This window comes from Streptomyces lanatus, from assembly GCF_014655715.1.
GTDB classification, from domain to species: domain Bacteria; phylum Actinomycetota; class Actinomycetes; order Streptomycetales; family Streptomycetaceae; genus Streptomyces; species Streptomyces lanatus.
The window spans coordinates 580246-601674 of sequence record NZ_BNBM01000004.1 but is presented as its reverse complement, the minus strand read 5'-3'; the positions used below and the strand labels follow the sequence as shown (position 1 = coordinate 601674).

The window sequence follows — 21429 nt, the reverse complement described above, 5'->3', positions numbered from 1 at the left end:
GAAGAATCGAGTAATCCTGCATGACCGCAGCCCGATCCGGCCCGGCCTTCTCCGTCCACGACATCCCGTTCAGCACCCGCGGCTCCTGGTTCGGCATCTCCCCGGTACTGGCCGAGAAGTCGTACGCCGACGACCTCCACCTCGTCTCCCACCAGAACGGCATGCACGCCGTGCTGAGCCTCGTCCCCCTCGACGCCACGACCGGCGAGCGGGCCGACACCCACATCACCGCGACACCGAGCCTCCTGAGCTGGACCACTCCCGAGGGCGGACGGATCGGCCTCGCCTACGAGTCGCCGGACACCGTGCGTCTGCGCGGCGACGGGGCCGACCTGCGCATCGCGGCGGCGGCGCGGCGGCTGACGCCCTTCACGGGCACCTACTTCTTCCGGGATCCGGTCGACGGGGCCCATGTGTTCACCTCGTACGAGACCGGGCGCCGCTATCGCGTCACCGTGCTGTCGGGCGTCGTGCGCGACACCGACGGGGGCCAGGCACTGGGCGATGCCGAGCGCGGTCTCACGGTCGGCGTGGAGGGCGGCGGGACCTGGGAGGTCGCCATCGAGGAAATCGACAGCGCGCGCGGCCCGTATACCGCCGTGGCGGGTTTCGGCGCGGTGGTGGCCGCGGCTGAGCGGGACTTCGGGGCGTTCGCCGACTCGGTGGCCCCTTGGCGCTCCTCGCGCACCCCGGCGGCCGAACTCGCCGTGTATGTCCTGTGGTCGGCGACCGTCGATCCGGCGGGATTCGTCACCCGGCCCGCGGTGCTGATGTCGAAGCACTGGATGGACAAGGTCTGGAGCTGGGACCACTGCTTCAACGCCCTCGCCCTGGCACCCGGTGCGCCCGCACTGGCCCGGGACCAGTTCTCGCTGCCCTTCGACCACCAGGACGAGAGCGGAGCCCTGCCCGACTCGGTGACGCACTCGGAGGTCCTGCGTAATTTCGTCAAGCCGCCCATCCACGGCTGGGCCCTGAGCCAACTGCGCGGGCGCCTACCCGAACCCCTCGACCGTGCCGAACTCACCGAGATCTACGACCGGTTGCGGGACTGGACGGACTTCTGGCTCACCGCGCGCCGGGCCCCGGACGCCACGCTGCCCCACTATCAGCACGGCAATGACAGCGGCTGGGACAACGCCACCGACTTCGACGCCGAACGCGTCGTCGTCACCGCCGACCTCGCCGCGTTCCTCGCCCTGCAACTGCGCGAACTCGCGGCACTGGCCGACGAACTCGGCCTCGCCGACGCCGCGCACGAGTGGACGCGGCACGCGCAGGACATACAGGCGGCGATGCTCGACGAGCTCTGGACCGGGGAGCGGTTCGTCGCACGGGGCGTCGACAGCGGCGAGGTCCGGAGCAGCTCCAGCCTGCTCGACCTGATGCCGATCGCCCTGGGGGAGCACCTGCCCGAGGACGTCGCCAAGGCGCTGGCCGCCGGGATCGAGCCGCATCTGACGCCGTACGGCCTGGCCACCGAGCTGCCGACATCCCCCCACTATCGCCCCGACGGCTACTGGCGCGGCCCCATCTGGGCGCCTGCCACGGTCCTGATCGAGAACGGCCTGCGCCGCAGCGGCCACCACCGGCTCGCCGACGAGATCAGCGCACGCTTCCGGGCCCTGTGCGAGAACCACGGCTTCGCCGAGAACTTCGACGCCCTCACGGGCCGGGGCCTGCGCGACCGCGCCTACACCTGGACGGCCAGCAGCTACCTCCTCCTCGCCGAGGCCCACGAGCTCCGGTATGCCTCCCCATCCCGCTGACCGACTAGGGGTGGTACAGGAAGTGGGCGCGGGCCGTGTCGACCGGCTCGAACTCCCCGACGGAGAGGAAGAACCTCACCTGCCACGCCTGGGAGCTGCCTGCCTGGCGGCTGGTCGTCGTCACCCACGGCGGGTAGACGCGGAAGCCTCGCTTGCCGCCGGAGCCGTTCCGGGACACGATGCCGCGCCGGCACAACTCCTCTCGCGGGAACACGAACTGTCCGAAGTAGCCGCCGTCGCGGCTGCTGATGACGAGGAGGTCGACTCCGTCCTCGATGTCGAAGGGCCGGATGGGGCCGTCCGCGGACCGCTGCCACACGGTGACGAACTGGCCCACCTTGGTAGGGGTGGTCCTGGCCACGCGGAACCGCACCGACAGCCCGTCGAGGGTGAACCCGTGCGCCGCGTACTCGGCGCTCTCCGGTTCGGGCACCGGCGGGGAGCAGGTGAAGCCGCTCGGGTCGTACACCGATGTCTTCGCCGCGAGCAGGTCGCCGTGGAGCCCTGACCAGGGCTGATCAGCCGTCATCCGCCCATCCTGCCAGCACGCGCCCGCCGCGCCGCTTTCGGAGTAATGGGATGATGGGGCCGGGTGAATGCGTCAGCCTGTGCGGATCGATCACGGTCGGCCAGGAGACCGCGGGTGCACGGGAAGGCGACGCGAGCACATGACCCCCACCGAGGCCGCCGGACGCCCGTGATGGCGGCCGACGGGGACGCACACGGACAGTCGATCCCTGACCCGACGCTGCGCCTGGACGACCAGTTGGAAGAGATCGCCGCCCAGCTGCGGGAGCTGGCCACCGCCAAGGACCGGCTGCAGGGCCTGCTGGAAGCGGTGCTGGCGATCAGCAGGGAGATGGATCTGCCCGCGGTGCTGCACCGTATCGTCACCACCGCCATGGACCTGGTCGGCGCCCGCTACGGCGCGCTCGGAGTGCTGAACGAGTCCGGTGAGGAACTGGCGCAGTTCATCACGGCCGGCCTGACGGAGCCCGAGCGCGCCGACCTGGCGGGGATCGACTTCCCCCACGGGCGAGGTGTCCTGGGGCATCTCATCCACCACCCCGAACCCTTGCGCGTCGACGAGATCCCCTCCCACCCCGCCTCGGTGGGGTTCCCGCCCGGCCACCCGCACATCCGCACCCTGCTCGGCGTCGCCATCAGTGTCCGCGGCACCATCTACGGCGACCTCTACCTCTCCGAACGCCATGACGGCAGGCCCTTCGACCACGACGACGAGGACATCGTCATCGCCCTGGCCGGCGCCGCCGGCATCGCGATCGAGAACGTCCGCCTGTTCGAGCAGGTCCGCGACAGCGCCGAACACTTCCAGCGACTCCTGCTGCCCACACTGCCCGACCTGCGCCCCTTCACCGCCGCGGCCGTCTACCGCCCCGCGCTGACCCCCGCCCACCTCGGCGGGGACTGGTACGACGCCCTCTGGCTGCCCGACAACGCCTGCGCCGTCGTGATCGGAGACGTCGTCGGCCACGACATCCGCGCGGCCGCCGCCATGGCCCAGACCCGCAACATGCTGCGGGCCCTGCTGTTCGACCGCTTCACCCCGCCCAGCAGCGTGCTCACCCAACTCGACCGCACCCTGAACGCCATCACCGATCTGCCCGTCACCACCGCCTGCCTCGCACGCATCGAACCGGCGGAAGACGGCTGGACACTGCACTGGAGCTCGGCCGGCCACCCGCCCCCGCTCCTGGTCACCCCCGACCGCCACACGGAATACCTCCACGGCGAGCCCGGTCTGCCACTGGCGGTCGACATCACCCAGTACCGTCCCGACCACACCCGTCCCGTGCCCGCCGGGGCCACCGTGCTCTTCTTCACCGACGGCCTCGTCGAACACCGCGACCACTCCATCGACCAGGGTCTGGCCGAGCTGGCCGAACTCGCGGCGGAGCAGGCGCGGTTGCCCCTGGACGACTTCGTGCGGTACCTCGCCGACCACCGCCCCAGCGACGGCCACGACGACCTGGCCCTGCTGGCCCTTCGCACCCCGCGCGACTGAGACCGAGCCCCTGCCGACAGGTTCTGGGACCCCTCCCGGGAAACCCTCCGTACCGTGACCGCGGCACGCGGCTACTGCGGGAGGTGTCCGAGAGGCATGAGGGACATTGTGGTGGGGATCCTCTTCGGCCTGGTCATGGTGGCGGCCTTCTTCGCGGTCCTGTGGGTGTTGGGCCGCAGCAGTGAGATCAATCGGCAGCAGTGCGAGTCGCAGGCCGACGAGTACGGGCCCCGGGCCACCTGCATCGTCGTGGTCAGGTGACGGTAGGGCTACCGCGCGGCGGCCACGTTGGCCATGACCTCGTACAGCTGCTGCCCTGTCAGGGGAGCCGTGGGCAGCGGGTGGGCGGCCTCGGTGCGCAGGCCGTCGAGGACGAAGGCGATGCCTCTGCGCCAGGCGTCGGGGGCGGCGGTGTCCTTGACGGCCCGGGACAGCACGGCGTTGGTGGCGAAGACGAAGACCAGGTCCTCGCCGGTGAAGTCGGGTCGCAGCGCGCCGGACTCGTGGGCCCGTTCGATGATGCGGGTGGCGGCGTCGCGGGCCCGTCCGCACAGGGCCATCAGCCGCTCGGCGTTCGGGTAGCGCCCGGCGACCACGTCGCTGATGGCGGCGTCGGTGACCTGTAGCTCGCAGAGCGTCTCGATGTAGTACACGAATCCGTCCCAGGCGTCGTCCTGCGCCAGGGCGTGCCGGGCCACCTCCTCGAGCCGGTCCGCGGCCAGGTCGGTGACGACCTCGTCGATGAGGGCCTCGCGGGTGCCGAAGAGGTTGTAGAGCGTGCCGTGGCTGACTCCGGCGCGGCGGGCGATCTCCTTCAGCGGGGCCTGGAGTCCGCGTTCACGGAAGAGCTCGGCTGCGGCCGTCCGCAGCTTCTCCGCGTTGCGTTGCGCGTCGGCCCGCATCAGTTGGTCCTCCTCGTCGTGTGTTCGCCGTCCATGGTCGCATCCATCGCGCCGGGCTTCGACGGCCTTAACTTGACCCTATGGTCAAGTTATGTGTTACGGTCGCGGAGGAAGTTGACCCTCATGTCAAGATAACTCTGTTGGCAAGGAGAACCCCATGTCCAAGGTGATCGCCGTCTTCGGCGCCGGTACCGGTCTCGGTGTGTCCGTCGCCCGCCGCTTCGGCCGCGAAGGCTTCCGGGTCGCCCTGGTCGCCCGCCGCAAGGACCGGCTGGATGCCCTCGTCGCCCGGCTCGCCGACGAGGGCATCGAGGCCGCCGCGTTCCCGGCCGACCTGTCCGACCCGACCGGGGTCCCGGCCCTGGTGGCCGCCATCCGCGAGCACTTCGGCCGGATCGACGTCATCGAGTACGGCCCGATCGGCGGCGACGTCTCCTTCGCCCCGGCCGCGCAGCTGGACGCGGCGACCCTGGAGGCGTACTCCCGGCTGCTCCTGCTGACCCCGGTCGAGGTGGTCCGCGCGGTGCTGCCGGAGATGACCGGACGCGGCGACGGCGCCGTCCTGGTGACCACCGGTCTGACGGCCCTGCACCCGACGCCCAACCTCAGTGGCCCCGGCCCGCTGATGTCCGCCGTCCGCAACTACGTCTACTGCCTCAACGGCGAACTCGCCGGCACCGGCGTCTACGCCGGCACCCTCACCATCGGCGCCATGATCACCGGGAGCGAGGCGGCCGAGAACGCCCAGGTGTCGCCTCAGGGCGAGACCGACGTCAGTTTCGACGGCATGGAGTTCCCCGTCGTCCACCCGGACGAACTCGCCGAGCACTACTGGGACATGTACACCCGCCGCGACCGGGTGGAGCAGGCCCACCCCACGGCTCTGCTGGCGCACTCCGGCACGGGCGCCGCGTAGTCGACGCGCTTGACCTCCCTTCGTGGGGCCGCCCTGGTTCGGCTGCCGGGCCGGGGGCCAGGGCTTCTTCGGCGGTACGGGCGCCGTGGGCGGAGGAGCGTGCGGGGTGGTGGGGGAGCGGTCTGCCGGTGAGGGCGTGGTGCCGCGGATGGCCCGCCTTGTCCACGATCGCGGACGGCGTCCACGCTTCCGCGAGCCTTGCGTGGCAGTCGGCGCTCAGCCTCTCCTCCGGCCCTGCACTCGTGCCGTCACGCACGCGGCAACCGTGCGTACGCGACCTGGCCCCAGCGGCGGGCCGCGCCGACCTGCTCCGCAGGACCGACGCACCGCGCCGTGGCACAGTGGCCGTATGTGCGGCCGCTACGCCTCCACCCGCAGCCCCGAGGACCTCGCCCAGCTGTTCCAGGTCTCGGAGTGGCATCCGGAGGAAACGCTGGCGCCGAGCTGGAACGTCGCTCCGACCGACGAGGTGTGGGCGGTCCTGGAGCGCGCCCCGCGCGGCGAAGGCGAGGACGCCCCGGCCCGGCGCCGGCTGCGACCGCTGCGCTGGGGGCTCGTGCCCTCATGGGCGAAGGACGTGAAGATCGGCGCGCGGCTGATCAACGCGCGCGTGGAGACAGTGCACGAGAAGCCCGCCTTCCGCGGCGCGTTCGTCAAACGCCGCTGTCTGCTGCCGGCCGACGGCTTCTACGAGTGGGACGCGGTCAAGGACGCCAAGTCGGGCAAGACCCGTAAGCAGCCCTACTTCATCCACCCGGAGGACGGCCAGGTCCTGGCCCTCGCCGGGCTGTACGAATTCTGGCGCGACCCGGCGATCAAGGACGGCGACGACCCCGCCGCCTGGCTGCTGACCTGCACCATCATCACCACCGAGGCCACCGACGCCGCAGGCCGGATCCACCCACGCATGCCCCTCGCCCTCACCCCCGACCACTACGACGCCTGGCTCGACCCGCACCATCGGTCCACGGACGACCTGCGCGCCCTGCTCGTCCAGCCGGCGAACGGCCATCTCGACGCCCGCCCGGTCTCACCGGCCGTCAACAGCGTCTCCAACAACGGCCCTCAGCTCCTGGACGAGGTGCCCGCGCCCTGAGCCCTCGATCACGCGGAACGGGAGAGCTGCTCGCGCACCCAAGCGGGATCGGGGTTGGTGTGCGGTCGGCCTTCCACGATGACGGTCGGCACGGTCTCGTTGCCGTCGTTGGCCGCCCGCACCGCCGCCGCTCCGTCCGGGTCGCGCCAGATGTCGACCCAGTGCATCCGGCGGGCGTTTCGGCCCAGCCGGATGCGCAGTCGCACGCAGTACATGCAGCCCGGTCGCCAGAACACGACCGGCCGACCGTCGTCCGCGCTGCGACGCTGAGCCTCCAGAGCGCCCATCGGCCTCGGGAAGATCAGCGGCGAGGTCACCCCTGTGAGCAGCACGAACACCAGCAGGAGAGCCACGGCCGCGCCCGGAGTCCCGCTGGTGATCAGCCCGGCCGCGAGGACTGAGCCACAGAGCACCAGCAGCATCGGCAAGAACCAGGCTCGCTTCATGAGGATGAAGGCTATCGGTGGGTCGTGAGGCGAGACACCGGTCCAGAGCGGGCGACCGCGGCAAGGTGAGTTCTCGGTAAGGGTTGGCCCTGGGGACCGACACGCGGCGGTTTTGACATCCGTTTTCATTTAACGTGGGCCCGAAGCCGGGACGGATCGAGCTCGGCGGACCATTCGCCCTGCTCGGAGGCACACATGCCCATATCATCGTCGTCCCGGTCGCTCGCCCCACTGATAGCCGGCGGCTGCCTGATCCTCCTAACGGGCTGCGGCAGTTCCTCAGCCGACGACGGCGACACCGAAGCGGCCTCCGCCATCCCCGTCGTGGCCTCGACCAACGTCTACGGCGACCTGGCCGAGCGCATAGGCGGCGCGAAAGTCGCGGTCACCTCCGTCATCAGCGACCCCGACCAGGACCCGCACTCCTACGAGGCCAGCACCCAGAACCGACTGGCCCTGTCCAAGGCGAAGGTCGTCATCGAGAACGGCGGCGGATACGACGACTTCATCGACCGCATGCTGAAGAGCGACGGCTCGACCCCCGAGGTCATCAACGCCGTCAAGGTCTCCGGGAAGACCGCGCCCTCGGGCGGGGAACTCAACGAGCACGTCTGGTACGACTTCCCCACCGTCGCGCGCCTCGCCGACCGCATCGCCGCCGCCCTCACCAAGGCCGACCCGGCCGACGCCGCCACCTTCACCAAGAACGCGAAGGAATTCGAGCGGCAACTCGGCCCGCTGGAGCAGAAGGAAGCCCGGATCAAGGCCGAGCACGGCGGTGAGGCGGTCGCCATCACCGAACCCGTGCCGCTGTACATGATCGAGGCCAGTGGGCTGCGGAACGCGACACCCGCCGCGTTCAGCGAAGCCATCGAGGAAGGCGACGACGTCTCCCCGAGGACACTCCAGGACACGCTGGCACTGTTCACCGGCAAGAAGGTCAAGGCGCTCGTGTACAACGAGCAGACCTCCGGACCGCAGACCGAGAAGGCCGAACAGGCGGCCAAGGCCGCCGGAATCCCCGTCGTCCCCGTCACCGAGACGCTCCCCAAGGGCAAGGACTACCTCGGCTGGATGACCGAAAACATCGACGCGCTCGCGAGCGCGCTGGCCAAGTGAGCACGTCCGCCGACGCCGTGATCAGCCTGCGCGGCGCGGCCCTCTCCTACGGCGAGCGCACGCTGTGGCAGAACCTCGAACTCGACGTGCACGCGGGCGAGTTCGTGGCCGTGCTCGGCCCCAACGGATCCGGGAAGACCAGCTTCGTACGCGCCCTGCTCGGACAGCGCCGGCTCGCCGCCGGCACCCTCACGGTCCTGGGCAGCCCGCCCCGGCGCGGCAGCGGACACATCGGCTACGTCCCCCAGCAGGCGTCGCTCTCCGCGCAGGCGATGCTGCGCGCCCGCGACCTGGTCCGCTTCGGCATCGACGGGCACCGTTTCGGACCCCGGCCGCGCACCGCCGCCGTACGCCGTCGCGTGGACGAGATCCTGGCCTCGGTCGGAGCCGCCCCCTATGCGGACGTACCCGTCGGACTGCTCTCCGGCGGCGAACGGCAACGCGTACGCATCGGGCAGGCGCTGGCGACCGACCCGCGGATCCTCCTCTGCGACGAACCGCTGCTCTCCCTCGACCTGCACCACCAGCGTGCCGTCGCGGAACTGGTCGACGCCCGGCGTCGCTCCCACGGCACGGCGGTGATCTTCGTGACCCACGAGATCAACCCCGTCCTCGGACTCGTGGACCGCGTGCTCTACCTCGCGCGCGGCGGCCACCGTGTCGGCACACCCGAGGAGGTGCTCACCTCCGAGGCGCTGACCCGGCTCTACGGCACACAGGTCGACGTCGTGCGGGTACGGGACCGGGTCGTGGTCGTCGGCGCACCCGACGAGTCGCCGCACGGGGTGCGGTCATGACCCTCGCCCAGGGGATCTGGCAGCAGATCTTCAGCTTCGACCACTACGGCGAACTGCTCGCCCTGGTCCGCAACTCCCTCGTCGCCGGGGCCGCGCTCGGTCTCGTCGGCGGCCTGGTCGGCGTGTTCGTGATCATGCGGGATCTGCCGTTCGCGGTGCACGGGATCAGCGAGCTGTCCTTCGCCGGTGCCTCGGCCGCCTTGTTGCTCGGCGTGAACATCGTGGCCGGCTCGATCGTCGGGTCGTTGATCGCGGCCGGGGCGATCGGGGTGCTCGGTTCGCGGGCCCGGGACCGGAACTCGGTGATCGGCGTCATCATGCCGTTCGGACTCGGGCTCGGCGTGCTCTTCCTCGCGCTCTACAAGGGGCGGGCGGCCAACAAGTTCGGCCTGCTCACAGGCCAGATCGTCGCCGTCGACACCCCGCAGATGTCCTGGCTGCTCGGTACCTCGGCCGTGGTGCTGGTCGCGCTCGCGGTGCTGTGGCGACCGCTCACCTTCGCCAGTGCCGACCCGGAGGTGGCCGAGGCGCGGGGTGTGCCGGTGCGAGGGCTGTCGTTCGCCTTCATGATCGTGCTGGGGCTCGCGGTCGCGCTGTCCGTGCAGATCGTCGGCGCGCTGCTGGTCCTCACCCTCGTCGTCACGCCCGCGGCGGCCGCGGCCCGGGTCACGGCCTCGCCGGTGCTGCTGCCCGTCCTGAGCGTGGTGTTCGCGGTGGCCTCCATCGAGGGCGGCATCCTGCTGGCACTGGGCGGCAGCATCCCCATCAGCCCGTATGTCACGACGATCTCGTTCGGGATCTACCTGGTGTGCAGAGGGGCGGGTGGCCGCCGAACCCGGCAGATCGGCATGGTCAGCATGAAGGCATGAACGAGTCTTCATCTATTCCTCTATGGTGGACGCATGACGTCCACGCTCACCTCACCGTCGGCCGACACAGCGGCTTCCGCACCTGCCGTGCCCCGGCGGCGCACCCGGCTCCTCGCGCTGCCGGAGGTCCGCTGGGCCGGCGCGGCCACCGCGCTGTTCCTGCTCGCGCTGCCCCTCCAACTCGCCGGGGCGCCCGCTTGGACCTGGGGCACGCTCTACGCGCTGTCCTACGTCACCGGCGGCTGGGAGCCGGGCTGGGAGGGGCTCAAGGCGCTGAAGGACAGGACCCTCGACGTCGATCTGCTGATGGTCGTCGCCGCCCTCGGGGCCGCCTCGATCGGGCAGGTGATGGACGGCGCCCTGCTCATCGTCATCTTCGCGACCTCGGGTGCCCTGGAGGCCCTCGCCACCGCACGCACCGCGGACTCGGTGCGCGGCCTGCTCGACCTGGCCCCCGCGACGGCCACCCGGATCGCCCCCGACGGAACTGAACAGACCGTCGCCGTCGAGGAGTTGACGGTCGGCGATCTCGTCCTTGTACGGCCCGGCGAGCGGGTCGGGGCCGACGGGCGGGTGCTGGACGGTGCCAGTGAGGTGGACCAGGCGAGCATCACCGGAGAGCCCCTCCCGGTGGCGAAGGGGCCGGGCGACGAGGTGTTCGCGGGCACCCTCAACGGCACCGGCGCACTGCGGGTCCGGGTCGAGCGGGACGCCTCCGACTCCGTGATCGCCCGCATCGTACGGATGGTGGAGGAGGCCTCCGAGACCAAGGCACCCACACAGCTGTTCATCGAGAAGGTCGAACAGCGCTACTCGCTGGCCATGGTGGCCGCGACGCTCGCCGTGTTCGCGGTGCCGCTCGCTTTCGGTGAGGCGTTCTCCGAGGCCCTGTTGCGCGCGATGACCTTCATGATCGTGGCCTCGCCGTGCGCGGTGGTCCTGGCCACCATGCCGCCCCTGCTGTCGGCCATCGCCAACGCCGGCCGGCACGGCGTGCTCGTGAAGTCGGCCGTGGTCATGGAGCGCCTCGGCCGGATCGACGCCGTCGCACTGGACAAGACCGGCACCCTCACCGAGGGCACACCGCGGGTCGTGGACGTACGGCTGCTGCCCGAACTCGGCCTGAAGGAAGGTGAGTTGCTGACGCTCGCCGCTGCCGCCGAGTATCCCAGCGAGCACCCGCTGGGCCGCGCCGTCGTGGACGCCGCGCGGGAACGGCACCTCGACCTGCCGGCCGCCCGGGAGTTCTCGTCCGCGCCCGGGGTCGGCGTGCGAGCCGTCGTCCAGGGCCGTACGGTCGAAGTGGGCGCCCCCACCCGAGTGTTCGCCGAACCGGACGCCGAGGTCGCCGCACTGGCCGGAGAGGTCGAGGCATCCGGCCGTACCGCCATCCTCGTGGTCGTGGACGGCAGGCCCGCCGCGGTGCTCGGCATCGCCGACCGGCTGCGCCCCGACGCGACCGCCACCGTCACCGCCCTCACCAGGCTCACCGGCACCGCCCCGACCCTCCTCACCGGCGACAACCCCCGGGCCGCCGCGCATCTCGCCGCCGAGGCCGGCATCGAGGACGTGCGGGCCGGGCTGCTGCCCCAGGACAAGCTGGACGCGGTCAAGGAGATGCAGGGCGACGGCCGCACGGTGATGGTCGTCGGGGACGGCGTCAACGACGCGCCCGCGCTGGCCGCCGCCCATATCGGCGTCGCCATGGGCGGGGCGGGGTCCGACCTGGCCCTGGAGACCGCCGACGCGGTGATCGTCCGCGACGAACTCGCCGCCGTCCCCACCACCGTCGCCCTCTCCCGCCGCGCCCGGACACTCGTCGTGCAGAACCTCGTGATCGCCGGAGTGTGCATCGCGGGGCTCGTCGTCTGGGACCTGGCCGGCAGTCTGCCGCTGCCGCTCGGCGTCGCGGGCCACGAGGGATCGACGGTCCTCGTGGGCCTGAACGGTCTGCGGCTGCTGCGGGACGCGGCCTGGCGGCGGGCGGCGGACGACGGCGGTCGGGGCCGCTGACCGGGTGGTCAACGGCCCCTGACGCGGGGCTCCTCGGGGTCCTGGTGGTGTCAGCCGCAGCGGCCCGCCGGCCGGGCCCGGGTCACCACATCGGTGATGCCGGTCGTCGAGTCCAGCCACACCACCTGACCGCCCGCCACCGCCGCCGCCGACGACTGCTCGCCCCGGTTGCAGGAGACCCGGCCCTTGCGGGTAGCCGGAGCCTCGGGCGCGCCTGACGCGGCGAACTGATGCAGCTTGGGCGCCGATTCATTGCTGAGCGGAGCGTCGGCCAGGTAGGCGCCGACCGTCACCGTGTCCTCGGAGGCCGTCAGGGCGTAGGCATTGAGGGCGTCCGGGCCGGTCTCCGGGCTGAGGTCCACGACGGCGGAACCGTCCAGCGTGGCTCGGCGCAGGGCGGTCTGCCCGTCGGTCGCATCGTCGTCCAGCAGCCAGAAGACATGCGTGCCGTTGATGGCCGTCGGGCCGAGGCTCGTGCCGTCCGAGGCGAGCTGGATCTGCTTGTTCTCGCCCGTCGCGACATCGATGACCCGCGTGCCGACCGCGTACTCGGCGCGCACCCGCCGCCGCTCCTGGTAGGCGACCTTGCCGTGGCTCACCGACGGTGACCAGGCCCGGTGGTAGGTGCCCCCGCCGATCGACTCGACGTTCGCAGGGTCCTTGATGCTCAGATAGGCCACCGCCCGGCGCCCGCCATAGGTGACGTAGTCGAAGGCCACGAGGTCGCCGTCGACGTCCACCGAACTGCCGGGCGTCCTGCCGTGCCAGAGCTTCTTCACGGGGCCGCCCGCGACGGGCCTGGCCAGCACGTCGACTCCGTCGGCGCCGTACGCCTGCCACACCACCGTCTTTCCGTCGGTCGCCGGATTGACGTGATAGCGGCCGTCGTTGGGGCTCATCAGCCTGGGCGAACCCTCGCCGTCGGCACGGCCCGCCCACACCGAGTACGGCTCCGAGCCCTCCTCGTTGGACTTGGACGCCGCCCACCAGCCGCCGCCCGCGCCCAGGTCCGTCCGTGTCGTGTTGACCCGGTCGAGGAGCACGTCGGAGTCCACCCCCAGCGCCGACTCCCAGCCCGGCACTATGCCGTGGGCGGTGAAGGCACGCTGCAGCGCCTTTTGGCCGGACGCCGGGATCCCGAGGTCCCGCGCCGCCGCGAGTACGGCGGCCCGCGCCTCGGTGAAACCGTCGAGCGGGGTGAGGTACTCGGTCAGCGCCCGGTAGACGACCTGGTCCATCACCTCGGCGCCCAGCTCCTCACGGGCGTCCCACAGCGCGCCGCCGACTATGGTCGAGTTGAGGTGGACGCCGCCGCTGTCGGTGGAGAAGCCGACGCCGAGGAAGGACTTCGCGGTGGTCCGCCCGTCGCCCAGATCGCGCAGGGCGCATTCGCGCGGGGACTTCGTCCGGCACAGCCGCTCGCCCAGCAGACCGGAGTCCGGGTCCGAGGCCGGGACGCCGTACACATCGGCCTCGATGGCATTGCCGAAGTAGTCGGCGATCGCCTCGTTCAGCGCACCGGACTGGCCGGCGTAGACGAGGTTCGCGGAGTGCTCGATCACGCCGTGCGTCATCTCGTGGCCCACGACGTCCAGGGCCGCGGACAGCGGGCGGTACTCGGCGTCGCCGTTGCCGTACACCATCTTCTGGCCGTCCCAGAAGGCGTTGACGTACGGCTGCCCGTAATCGGTCACGCCCACCAGGGAGTTGACGGTCATCCCGCGACCGTCGAGGCTGTCGCGGCCGTGCCTGGCCTTGAAGTAGTCGTATACCTTACCCGCCGCCCAGTGCGCGTCGACGGCACCCGAGTCGGTGGCCTCGCCGCCGAACGCCGGGGTCGGTGACGCGAACTCCTGGATGCCCTCGGGCCACTGCCCGCCCACATCGGCGGCCCACTTGCCGCGCGCGTCCCAGGTCGACAGGACGTGGTCGGAGGGGAGGCGGGTGCGGTCGCGCAATACGTACAGGCCGCGGTCGGCGTCGTGGTCGACGGCGAGGTCGACCGTCGTGCCGTCCAGCTTGACGCCCGTGCCCTGCTCGGCGGCTAGCGAGCGTTGTGGGGCGCGCGGTGTGTGTGGCGCGCCGAACGTCTTGATCCCGCTGTACTCCAGCAACGGATATCCGGCGCGGGCGTCGACGTAGACCTCGCGGCGCACGGGTTCCCCGCCGCCGTGCACGGTGATGTGCCAGGTGAGGACGCCGGACCCGTTGGGCAGGACGACCAGCCCGCGCGGGGTGCCCTCGATCTCCTCGGGCTCGGCGAAGCGCCGGTCACTGAGTTCCGTGCGCACGGCGTTCACCGCACGCTCGACGGCGAGCGCCTCGCCCACCTCGGGCGTCGTGCCGACGCTCAGCCCGGTGAAGTACCTGCCGGAGGTGCCGGTGACGACGCGCTCGCCGTCCTCCCGTTCCATACGGACGATGTACTGGCCGCCGAGGACGGGCACGCCCCGGTGCCGCTGCTGGAGCCGGACGGCCTCCCGGTCGCCGGTGGTGGTCGTCGCGGCGGGCACCAGATCGCGCTCCGGGTCGGCGATCCGGTACCGGCTCTCCTTGCCGTCGAGATAGGCGCGGGCCGCGTCCGCCGCGCTGCCCTCGGCGGGGGCCTGCTCGCGGATGCCCTGTACCAGCGTCGGCCCGGTCTGTGCCGCATGGGCGGGTGCCGCCGGAACGACGAGTGCGGCGACGCTCAACAGCGCCGCCGCACCCGGTAAACCGATCGCTTGTCTTCCTCTTCGGTGACGCATGGTCTCCCAGACCCCCCTCGGTCGCGGTGCCGGGAGCGGAGTGCCGCCCGGCCAGAGGTCATCGAAGCGGCGATGCGCGGTCGTATCAACGGGGCGATCCGGCCCACCGGTGACTTCCGGCCGTAGGGGGGAAGAAGGTGGTCAGCGGCCTGGCGCCGGGCCGCTGCTGCGGCGCACCACCAGGTCGACCGGGACCAGCGACTCGGCCCGGGACGGTTCGGCGGCGCCGTCGAGCCGGTCGAGGAGCAGCCGCAGCGAACGCGTGCCGATCTCGGCGAAGTCCGTACGCACCGTGGTCAACGGGGGCAGGAAATGCGCGGCCTCGGGGATGTCGTCGTAGCCCACGACACTGATGTCGCCGGGGACGGAGCGGCCCGCTTCGTGCAGGGCGTGCAGCAGACCGAGAGCCATCTGGTCGTTGGAAACGAACACGGCCGTGACGTCCGGGCGGCGGGCCAGACTCCGGCCCAGCTCGTAGCCCGACTCGGCGCTCCAGTCGCCGATCAGCGGATCCGGCACCTCGACGCCCGCCGCCTCCAGAGAGGCCTGCCAACTGCCCAGCCGGTGATCGGCCGAGGTCCAGCCGGTCGGGCCCGCGATGTGCCACACCGTACGGTGCCCAAGGCCCAGCAGATGCTCGACGGCCTTGCGGGCCCCCGTCCGGGAGTCGCCGGTGACCTGCTGGGTGTCGGCGTCGAAGCCGTTCTCCAGCACGACCAGGGGGGTGTCGAGGCGGGTGTCCGCCAGGGCCTTGCCCACCCACAGCTGTGGGGCGATGGCGATCACCCCGTCCGCGCCCTCGGCGGACAGCCGGTTCACCGCCTCGACCACGGTGTCGGGCTCGGCCGTGTCCAGGGCGATGGAGCTGAGCAGGTAACCGGCCTCCTGCGCCGCGGTGTTGATCGCGGTGAGGATGCTCGCCGGGCCGTAACGGGCGGCGTCGAAGGAGATCACCCCGACCATCCGGGTCCGCCCGCTGGCCAGTGACCTGGCACTGCGGCTCGGCCGGTAGCCCAGCGTCCGCATGGCGCTCAGCACCGTCTCCCGGGTCTCGGCCCGCACCGACGGATGGTCGTTCAGGACACGGGAGACGGTCTGCTTGGAGACCCCGGCCAGCCGCGCCACATCGTCCATCACGGGGCGCGCGCCCGCGAAGTTCCGTCTGCTGCGCCCTCTCGGAGCGGAGCCGTCGGCGGAGCTTCGGGTCATGATCGCTGTTCCCTCGGGATCGTCAGGGCGGTGGGGTTTCCCAGCATAGGGCGGGCATCCTCAGCTCGCCCCGACCGCCCGAACCCGCCGCACGACCCACTCGGCACGCGTCACCCCGGCCACCAGCGCCGCCTCCCTCGCGTCTCCCGGCACATGGACCGCGGCCTCTGCGTGCAGTGGCAGCACCCGCACCCGCAGCGCCACCCCCGCCGGGAGCCGGCCGATGTCCCAGACCCGCCCCGAGAAGAACTGGTCGGCGACCAGCGCGTCTCCCACATGCGCCCGCCCCACGTCCCCGCTCCAGTGCAGCCGCAGCACGGCTCCCTCCGGGAGATCCTCCGGTACGTCGATGCGGTACTCGGCGGCCACAGTGTCGAAGTACTTGTCGGCGGGGACACTCGCCCGCCCCAGGACACCCGTCGAGGGCTCGGGCGCGGGACCGGCGGGCCGTACGAGGACGACCGGTGCGTCGAAGGGCTCGGTGCCGTCCGCCGGGAGGCTGTACCGGGTGAACACCCCGTCCGCCTCGCCGTTCTCGACCGGCGCCGGCAGCATCGCGAACGACGACTCCGGCGCCGTGCTGTGCACCCGTACCTCACCACCGTCGAAGACGACCCCGTCCGCGCACAGCATCAGCCGCTCGGCACTCCACGCCGTACCCCGATAGACGGTACGAGCCGTCGCGGCATCCAGCACCAGCAGCCCGACCCGCCGCCCGTCCGCCGCCGTCACCTCGACCAGCGCGTCCGTACCGGGCCACAGCCCGGTGATCAGGATCCGGCCGTCCTCGTCGGCGACATCCCCGGACGGCGCGGCGACCGACGCCACCGTGCCCGCGTCCAGGGCGAGTTCGGGTGCGATGCCGTCGGTGGCGGCGAGCACCAGGACCGTACGGCCGTCCAGGTCGACCGTGCACACGGGCTGCGCGGTCGCCCAGTCCAGCCGCACACCGGCGACGTCGAGTCGTAGCGGCCAGCAGAAGTACGCCCCGGTGGGCACGGTCACCGGAGAGCTGGGCAGCGTCAACGCCCGTGCCCCGCCCGGGAATTCGACCGTGAAGGAGGTGCCGGGGTGGTCGGGCAGCGGCTCGTGCGGCTGGTGGTTGTTGACGAACAGGAACCCCGAGTCACCGTCGCTGCGGACGGCCCACCGGAGTGTGCCCCGGTCGTGCTGCCCTTCGGGTCGTTGTGTTGGCAGTACGGACTCCATGGGCGCGATGAGATGCCCGAAGTCGGCCAGCATCAGGTGCGGGAGGCGCAGTTCGTCGTAGGAGGGCCGGTACTGGCCGTATTCGCCGAGCGGCGCCTGGAAGTCGTACGTCAGGACCGGCAGGTCGTTCGGGTAGGCGGTGGCGTGGGACTCCTGGAGGGTGGAACGCTCGCCCAGCGGGTTCGTGCCGCCGTGGAACATGTAGTAGCCCTGCCACACCGAACCGCAGCCGATCTTGGTGAGCCCCAGCGCGCCGATGTCGGCGGCGTCCAGGCGCGGACGCCGGTGGTAGGCCACCGCCATGCCGCCGCCCAACTCGCAGGTGGCCCAGGGGAATCGGTCCGCGTGGACGTCGGGGTCGCCGCCCCGGACGGTGGTCGGGCGCAGATCGGCACCGATGCCCTCGTCGTCCCGCTGGTGGGTGAAGAAGAAGTGCTTGCGGCAGGTGTCGGGCCAGCCGCCGTCCGCCTCGGTCCAGAACGCCTCGGGATAGCCGCCGTAGAGCGGGAACAGCTCGTCACCGGGGAGCTGGACGCCGCCCCACGCGGTCGACGTCCACAGTGGAGCGCTCAGCCCGGCCTCCTGTGCCATTCGTTTCAGGGTGAGGAGATGGCCGGGCTGGTCGTACAGCTCGTTCTCGATCTGGATGGCGATGATCGGGCCGCCGTGGGCGCGGTCGAGGCCGCGCAGTTGCTCGGCGACGGCCGTGAACCAGGTGCGCACCGGCTCCAGATACGCCGGGTCGTCGGTGCGGGGTGTGCAGTCGCGGGCGAGCAGCCAGTCGGGCAGGCCGCCGCCGCGTACCTCCGCGTGGGACCAGGGGCCGAAACGCGGGATGAAATCCAGGCCATGGCGGGCGCACAGCTCGGCGAAGCGGCGCAGGTCGAGGTCGCCGTCGAAGCGGATACGGCCCTCGATCTCCTCGTGATGGATCCAGATGACATAGCTCGCGACGGCCGTCACCCCACCGGCCTTCATCTTCAGCAGCTCCTCCTCCCATTCCCCGGCGGGGTAGCGGGAGTAGTGGAACTCGCCGGAGACCGGGAACCACGGCCGTCCCCCACGCGTGAGCCAACGGCCGGTGACCTCGATCGGGTCGGGGACGCCGGGCGCGTCGGAGAAGGGGAGGTGCGCGGTGAGTGGGGGAGCGGAGGGGGCTGGGATGCGCAGGACGCGCGGGCGGGGCATCAGTCGATCTCCGCGCCGAGGTCGGGGGTATCGGTGAGCTGGGCCCGGGTGCCGGTGGTGGCGTGCAGTTCGAGGACGATCAGGTCGTTGGTGCCGGGGCGCAGGATCGGGGCGGGGACGTAGAGGGTGCGCTGGGGGCCGCGGTTCCAGTAGCGGCCCAGGTGGAAGCCGTTGATCCAGGCCTGGCCCTTGGTCCAGCCGGGGAGGGCGAGGAAGGTGTCGGCCGGGGTGCCGATGTCGAACGTGCCGTGGTGGAAGGCGGGTTCGGAGGAGGCGCCGGTGGTGGCGGGGGTGAAGTGGAGAGCGCTCAGGTCGTCCAGGGGGAGCGGGTGGCAGTCCCAGCCGTGGAGGGGGTTGCCGTTGAAGGTGACGGGGCCGAGGAGGCCCTTGGGTGCGCCGATGCGGGGGCCGTAGTTGACGCCGCCCATGTTCTCGACCAGCACCTCCAGCGTGGCGCCGGGGTGCGGGACACGGATGGGCAGGGTCTCGTCGTGGCGTTCGCGTTCCAGTACGCCGCTGGGGGCGCCGTCGATGAAGACCTGGGCGCGGTCACCGACACCGCCCGCGAAGTGCAGCAGGCCGTCGCCGGCCGTGTCGAAGGTGGTGCGGTAGAGGGCGTAACCGGTGTGCAGGCCGAGGTCGTTCATCGTCGCAGGGTGCTCGGTGCGGACGGGCTCGGCGAGGGCCTTCGCATGGGGCAGGAGGGGTGCCCGGCGGTCCAACTCGACGGTGATGGGCGGGAGTTTGGGGCCGACTGCCGGGACGGGCTCCTCGGGGACGGGCAGGTGGCGGGCGATGATCTCGCGGAAGGCGTGGTACTTGGGGCCGGGGTCGCCGCATTCGGTGAGGGCCGCGTCGTAGTCGTAGGACGTGACGGTGGGTTCGTAGGCGTGCTTGTGGTTCGCGCCGTTCGTGAAGCCGAAGTTGGTGCCGCCGTGGAACATGTAGATGTTGACCGAGGCGCCGGCCGACAGCAGCCGGTCCAGGTCCGCGGCGGCGTCGGCCGCGTCCCGTACGTGGTGCGGACCGCCCCAGTGGTCGAACCAGCCGATCCAGAACTCCGCGCACATCAGGGGGCCTTCGGGCTGATGCCTGCGCAGCTCCGCGAGGTTCTGGTCGACCCGGCTGCCGAAGGTGGCGGTCGCCAGGACGCCGGGGAGGCCGCCGGTGGCCAGGTGGGCGGGGTTGGCCTGGTCGCAGGTGAAGAGCAGCTCCTCCACGCCGCGGGTGCGGAAGGCCGATTCGACGTGCTTGAGGTATGCGGTGTCGTCGCCGTAGGCGCCGTACTCGTTCTCGACCTGTACGGCGATGATCGGGCCGCCGGCCGCGGCCATGTGCGGCTGCAGCGCGGGGAGCAGTGCGTCGAGGTAGCGGTCGAAGGCGGTGGTGAAGCGGGGGTCGCTGGAGCGGAGGCGGATGTCGGGGTCCGCGATGAGCCACGCGGGGAGGCCGCCGTCGTCCCACTCGGCGCAGATGAACGGGCCCGGGCGCAGCAGGACGTGCAGGCCTTCGGCCTGGGCGAGCCGGAGGTAGCGGGGGAGATCGAGGAGGCCTTCGAGGACGAGGGGTGCCTCTGGGTCGGGCTGGTGCAGATTCCACGGCACGTACGTCTCGACCGCGTTGAGGCCCATGAGGCGTGCCTTGCGCAGTCGGTCGGCCCATTGGTCGGGGTGGATCCGGAAGTAGTGCATGGCTCCGGAGACGATCCGGAAGGGCTCGCCGTGGAGGAGGAAGCCGTCGGATGAGGTGGTCAGAGCGGGCATGCGGGGGAGTTCCCTTCTATTGGAGGGGGCGGGGGAGGGGAGGGGAGGGGTGGTCGCCGAGGGGGTGTCGGTCTTGGGGGTGATCGGGTCCGCCCCGAGCCGAGCGGCGGTGTGTCGTGCGGGTCGGTGCGAGCGCCTGCTGCGCCGTCAGCGAGCGCGTGTCGTACGGGTCAGCCAGACGGTCGCCGCCAGGCACAGGGCCGAGACGGCGCCCAGGATGAGGGGGACGCTGCGGATGCCGGACCACTCGATGGCCTTGCCGAGTGCCGGGCCCGCGACCACCCCGCCGACCATCGACGCGGCGATGACCAGGGCGCCCGCCCGGCGGGCCCGTGGGGCGGCCCGATGGAGCCAGGGCAGGCCGGTGGGGAAGATCGGCGCGATGAAGAGGCCGACACCGGCGTACGCGTACGGCGCCAGTCCCGGCACCGTGGCGAGCAGCAGACAGACCGTCATGCCCGTGCACGAGACCGTGATGATGGCCTGCGCCGAGAACCGCAGCGCGATCGGGGCGACCAGAAAGCGGCCGACGGTCATCATCAGCCAGTACACGGACGTGGCGGTCGCGGCGACCCCGGCCGAGTAGCCGACGGTCTCCAGATGCGTCGGTTCCCAGCCGCCGACACCGGCCTCGATGCCGACGTGCAGGACGTACAGGGCGACGAACACGGCGAGCACGGAACCGAGGCTGCGCGTGAGAGCCGAACCGCCGGGTGCCTCCGTGGCCGCCGTCCCGGACGGCTCCGGCGCCCGGTCCCGTACCCCGCGCAGGCACAGCAGCAGCGGCAGGTTGGCCAGCGCGAAGCCGAGGAACACCGCGGGGTAGTGCGTGGAGCCGACCGCGCCGATCAGGGCCGGGCCGAGGATCGCGCCGATGCCGAAGTGGGCGTTGAGGATGTTGAGCATGGCCGTCGAACGGTGGCCGAAGCCGACCGCGAACAGCTGGTTGAGGCCGTAGTCGATGCCGCCGAAGCCGAGCCCGGCCAGCAGGGCCGTCGCCAGGGCGGTCGGCCAGTTCGGGGCGAGCGCGAAACCGGCTGCGCCGACGGCCATCAGCAGATACGACGCGCCGAGGATTTGCTGGTTGCCGATACGGCCGTACAGCCGGTCGAAGAGCAGCACACCGGCCACCCCGCCGACGAAATGAGCGCTCAGCCCGAGGCCGGCGGCCGACGGCGACAGGCCGAACTCCTCGCGGAAGGCGGGAATCGCGGGTCCGTAGAGGGCTTGGAGAGCGCCGATGAGTACGAAGCCCACGCACGAGGCGACCACGGCTGCGGGGCTGAAGACCCGTGGGTGCGAAGGTGCCGACGTCAGCGTCATGGTGGGTGATGTTACCGGTAACATCTCGCCGCTCGTC

17 protein-coding genes are annotated in these 21429 nt (G+C 71.5%); 9 read left to right on the top strand and 8 right to left on the bottom strand.

The features are described 5' to 3' along the window. Positions 1-20 precede the first annotated feature (20 nt). Positions 21-1769, top strand: coding sequence for an MGH1-like glycoside hydrolase domain-containing protein (locus IE325_RS14645; protein WP_190070277.1), 1749 nt, complete (start codon positions 21-23; stop codon positions 1767-1769). Positions 1770-1773: 4 nt separating this feature from the next. On the opposite strand, the gene IE325_RS14640 is transcribed toward IE325_RS14645, so the two are convergent. Then, positions 1774-2298: a MepB family protein gene (locus IE325_RS14640; protein ID WP_190070276.1), complete on the bottom strand. Its 525-nt coding sequence runs from the start codon at positions 2296-2298 to the stop codon at positions 1774-1776. A gap of 171 nt (positions 2299-2469) precedes the next feature. Here IE325_RS14640 and IE325_RS14635 point away from each other — a divergent pair, with 171 nt between their 5' ends. Beyond that, on the top strand, positions 2470-3795 hold the full coding sequence (locus tag IE325_RS14635) for a PP2C family protein-serine/threonine phosphatase (RefSeq protein WP_190070275.1): 1326 nt from the start codon (positions 2470-2472) through the stop codon (positions 3793-3795). Between the two features lie 96 nt (positions 3796-3891). Further along, complete coding sequence (locus IE325_RS14630; RefSeq protein ID WP_190070274.1) at positions 3892-4056, top strand: hypothetical protein; 165 nt, start codon at positions 3892-3894, stop codon at positions 4054-4056. Positions 4057-4064: 8 nt separating this feature from the next. On the opposite strand, the gene IE325_RS14625 is transcribed toward IE325_RS14630, so the two are convergent. Then, on the bottom strand, positions 4065-4697 hold the full coding sequence (locus IE325_RS14625; protein WP_190070273.1) for a TetR/AcrR family transcriptional regulator: 633 nt from the start codon (positions 4695-4697) through the stop codon (positions 4065-4067). Positions 4698-4854: 157 nt separating this feature from the next. Between IE325_RS14625 and IE325_RS14620 the strand changes: the two genes are divergently transcribed. Together IE325_RS14620 and IE325_RS14615 are read left to right on the top strand one after the other, a co-directional pair. Then, on the top strand, positions 4855-5613 hold the full coding sequence (locus IE325_RS14620) for an SDR family NAD(P)-dependent oxidoreductase (protein WP_190070272.1): 759 nt from the start codon (positions 4855-4857) through the stop codon (positions 5611-5613). A gap of 349 nt (positions 5614-5962) precedes the next feature. Further along, positions 5963-6709, top strand: a complete 747-nt coding sequence (locus IE325_RS14615; RefSeq protein WP_190070271.1) for an SOS response-associated peptidase — start codon at positions 5963-5965, stop codon at positions 6707-6709. An 8-nt stretch (positions 6710-6717) separates the two neighbouring features. On the opposite strand, the gene IE325_RS14610 is transcribed toward IE325_RS14615, so the two are convergent. After that, positions 6718-7155, bottom strand: coding sequence for a glutaredoxin domain-containing protein (locus IE325_RS14610; RefSeq protein WP_190070270.1), 438 nt, complete (start codon positions 7153-7155; stop codon positions 6718-6720). 195 nt (positions 7156-7350) lie between these two features. Between IE325_RS14610 and IE325_RS14605 the strand changes: the two genes are divergently transcribed. The 4 genes from IE325_RS14605 to IE325_RS14590 are packed head-to-tail and all read left to right on the top strand — an operon-like array spanning position 7351 to position 11953. Next, a complete protein-coding gene (locus IE325_RS14605; protein WP_190070269.1) occupies positions 7351-8274 on the top strand; it encodes a metal ABC transporter solute-binding protein, Zn/Mn family in 924 nt (307 codons plus the stop codon). Beyond that, the gene (locus tag IE325_RS14600) at positions 8271-9071 is read left to right on the top strand and encodes a metal ABC transporter ATP-binding protein (RefSeq protein WP_229911813.1); all 801 of its coding nucleotides are present in this window, start codon (positions 8271-8273) and stop codon (positions 9069-9071) included. Before IE325_RS14605 ends, IE325_RS14600 begins: the two co-directional genes overlap by 4 nt. Then, on the top strand, positions 9068-9940 hold the full coding sequence (locus tag IE325_RS14595; protein WP_190070268.1) for a metal ABC transporter permease: 873 nt from the start codon (positions 9068-9070) through the stop codon (positions 9938-9940). The genes IE325_RS14600 and IE325_RS14595 overlap by 4 nt, the downstream gene beginning before the upstream one ends. 33 nt (positions 9941-9973) lie before the next feature. Then, positions 9974-11953 carry a heavy metal translocating P-type ATPase gene (locus IE325_RS14590; RefSeq protein WP_190070267.1) on the top strand — a complete coding sequence of 660 codons (1980 nt, stop codon included), beginning with the start codon at positions 9974-9976 and terminating at the stop codon, positions 11951-11953. 50 nt (positions 11954-12003) lie between these two features. Here the strand turns inward: IE325_RS14590 and IE325_RS14585 are convergent, their stop codons facing one another. From IE325_RS14585 to IE325_RS14565, 5 genes are all read right to left on the bottom strand, one after another. After that, entirely contained in the window at positions 12004-14700 is a 2697-nt protein-coding gene (locus tag IE325_RS14585; RefSeq protein ID WP_190070266.1) for a M4 family metallopeptidase, read from the bottom strand. A 141-nt stretch (positions 14701-14841) separates the two neighbouring features. Beyond that, the gene (locus IE325_RS14580; RefSeq protein ID WP_190070265.1) at positions 14842-15909 is read right to left on the bottom strand and encodes a LacI family DNA-binding transcriptional regulator; all 1068 of its coding nucleotides are present in this window, start codon (positions 15907-15909) and stop codon (positions 14842-14844) included. A 60-nt stretch (positions 15910-15969) separates the two neighbouring features. Then, positions 15970-18306 carry a beta-galactosidase gene (locus tag IE325_RS14575; RefSeq protein WP_190070264.1) on the bottom strand — a complete coding sequence of 779 codons (2337 nt, stop codon included), beginning with the start codon at positions 18304-18306 and terminating at the stop codon, positions 15970-15972. Further along, complete coding sequence (locus IE325_RS14570) at positions 18306-20069, bottom strand: glycoside hydrolase family 35 protein (RefSeq protein WP_190070263.1); 1764 nt, start codon at positions 20067-20069, stop codon at positions 18306-18308. The genes IE325_RS14575 and IE325_RS14570 overlap by 1 nt, the downstream gene beginning before the upstream one ends. Positions 20070-20216: 147 nt before the next feature. Then, positions 20217-21392: an MFS transporter gene (locus IE325_RS14565; protein WP_190070262.1), complete on the bottom strand. Its 1176-nt coding sequence runs from the start codon at positions 21390-21392 to the stop codon at positions 20217-20219. Positions 21393-21429 lie beyond the last annotated feature (37 nt).

Excerpts from the sequence above, each read along its gene's own strand:
- IE325_RS14645 (WP_190070277.1), top strand. The coding sequence starts at position 21 with ATGACCGCAGCCCGATCCGGCCCGGCCTTCTCCGTCCACGACATCCCG.
- IE325_RS14640 (WP_190070276.1), bottom strand. The coding sequence starts at position 2,298 with ATGACGGCTGATCAGCCCTGGTCAGGGCTCCACGGCGACCTGCTCGCG.
- IE325_RS14635 (WP_190070275.1), top strand. The coding sequence starts at position 2,470 with ATGGCGGCCGACGGGGACGCACACGGACAGTCGATCCCTGACCCGACG.
- IE325_RS14630 (WP_190070274.1), top strand. The coding sequence starts at position 3,892 with ATGAGGGACATTGTGGTGGGGATCCTCTTCGGCCTGGTCATGGTGGCG.
- IE325_RS14625 (WP_190070273.1), bottom strand. The coding sequence starts at position 4,697 with ATGCGGGCCGACGCGCAACGCAACGCGGAGAAGCTGCGGACGGCCGCA.
- IE325_RS14620 (WP_190070272.1), top strand. The coding sequence starts at position 4,855 with ATGTCCAAGGTGATCGCCGTCTTCGGCGCCGGTACCGGTCTCGGTGTG.
- IE325_RS14615 (WP_190070271.1), top strand. The coding sequence starts at position 5,963 with ATGTGCGGCCGCTACGCCTCCACCCGCAGCCCCGAGGACCTCGCCCAG.
- IE325_RS14610 (WP_190070270.1), bottom strand. The coding sequence starts at position 7,155 with ATGAAGCGAGCCTGGTTCTTGCCGATGCTGCTGGTGCTCTGTGGCTCA.
- IE325_RS14605 (WP_190070269.1), top strand. The coding sequence starts at position 7,351 with ATGCCCATATCATCGTCGTCCCGGTCGCTCGCCCCACTGATAGCCGGC.
- IE325_RS14595 (WP_190070268.1), top strand. The coding sequence starts at position 9,068 with ATGACCCTCGCCCAGGGGATCTGGCAGCAGATCTTCAGCTTCGACCAC.
- IE325_RS14590 (WP_190070267.1), top strand. The coding sequence starts at position 9,974 with ATGACGTCCACGCTCACCTCACCGTCGGCCGACACAGCGGCTTCCGCA.
- IE325_RS14585 (WP_190070266.1), bottom strand. The coding sequence starts at position 14,700 with ATGCGTCACCGAAGAGGAAGACAAGCGATCGGTTTACCGGGTGCGGCG.
- IE325_RS14580 (WP_190070265.1), bottom strand. The coding sequence starts at position 15,909 with ATGACCCGAAGCTCCGCCGACGGCTCCGCTCCGAGAGGGCGCAGCAGA.
- IE325_RS14575 (WP_190070264.1), bottom strand. The coding sequence starts at position 18,306 with ATGCCCCGCCCGCGCGTCCTGCGCATCCCAGCCCCCTCCGCTCCCCCA.
- IE325_RS14570 (WP_190070263.1), bottom strand. The coding sequence starts at position 20,069 with ATGCCCGCTCTGACCACCTCATCCGACGGCTTCCTCCTCCACGGCGAG.
- IE325_RS14565 (WP_190070262.1), bottom strand. The coding sequence starts at position 21,392 with ATGACGCTGACGTCGGCACCTTCGCACCCACGGGTCTTCAGCCCCGCA.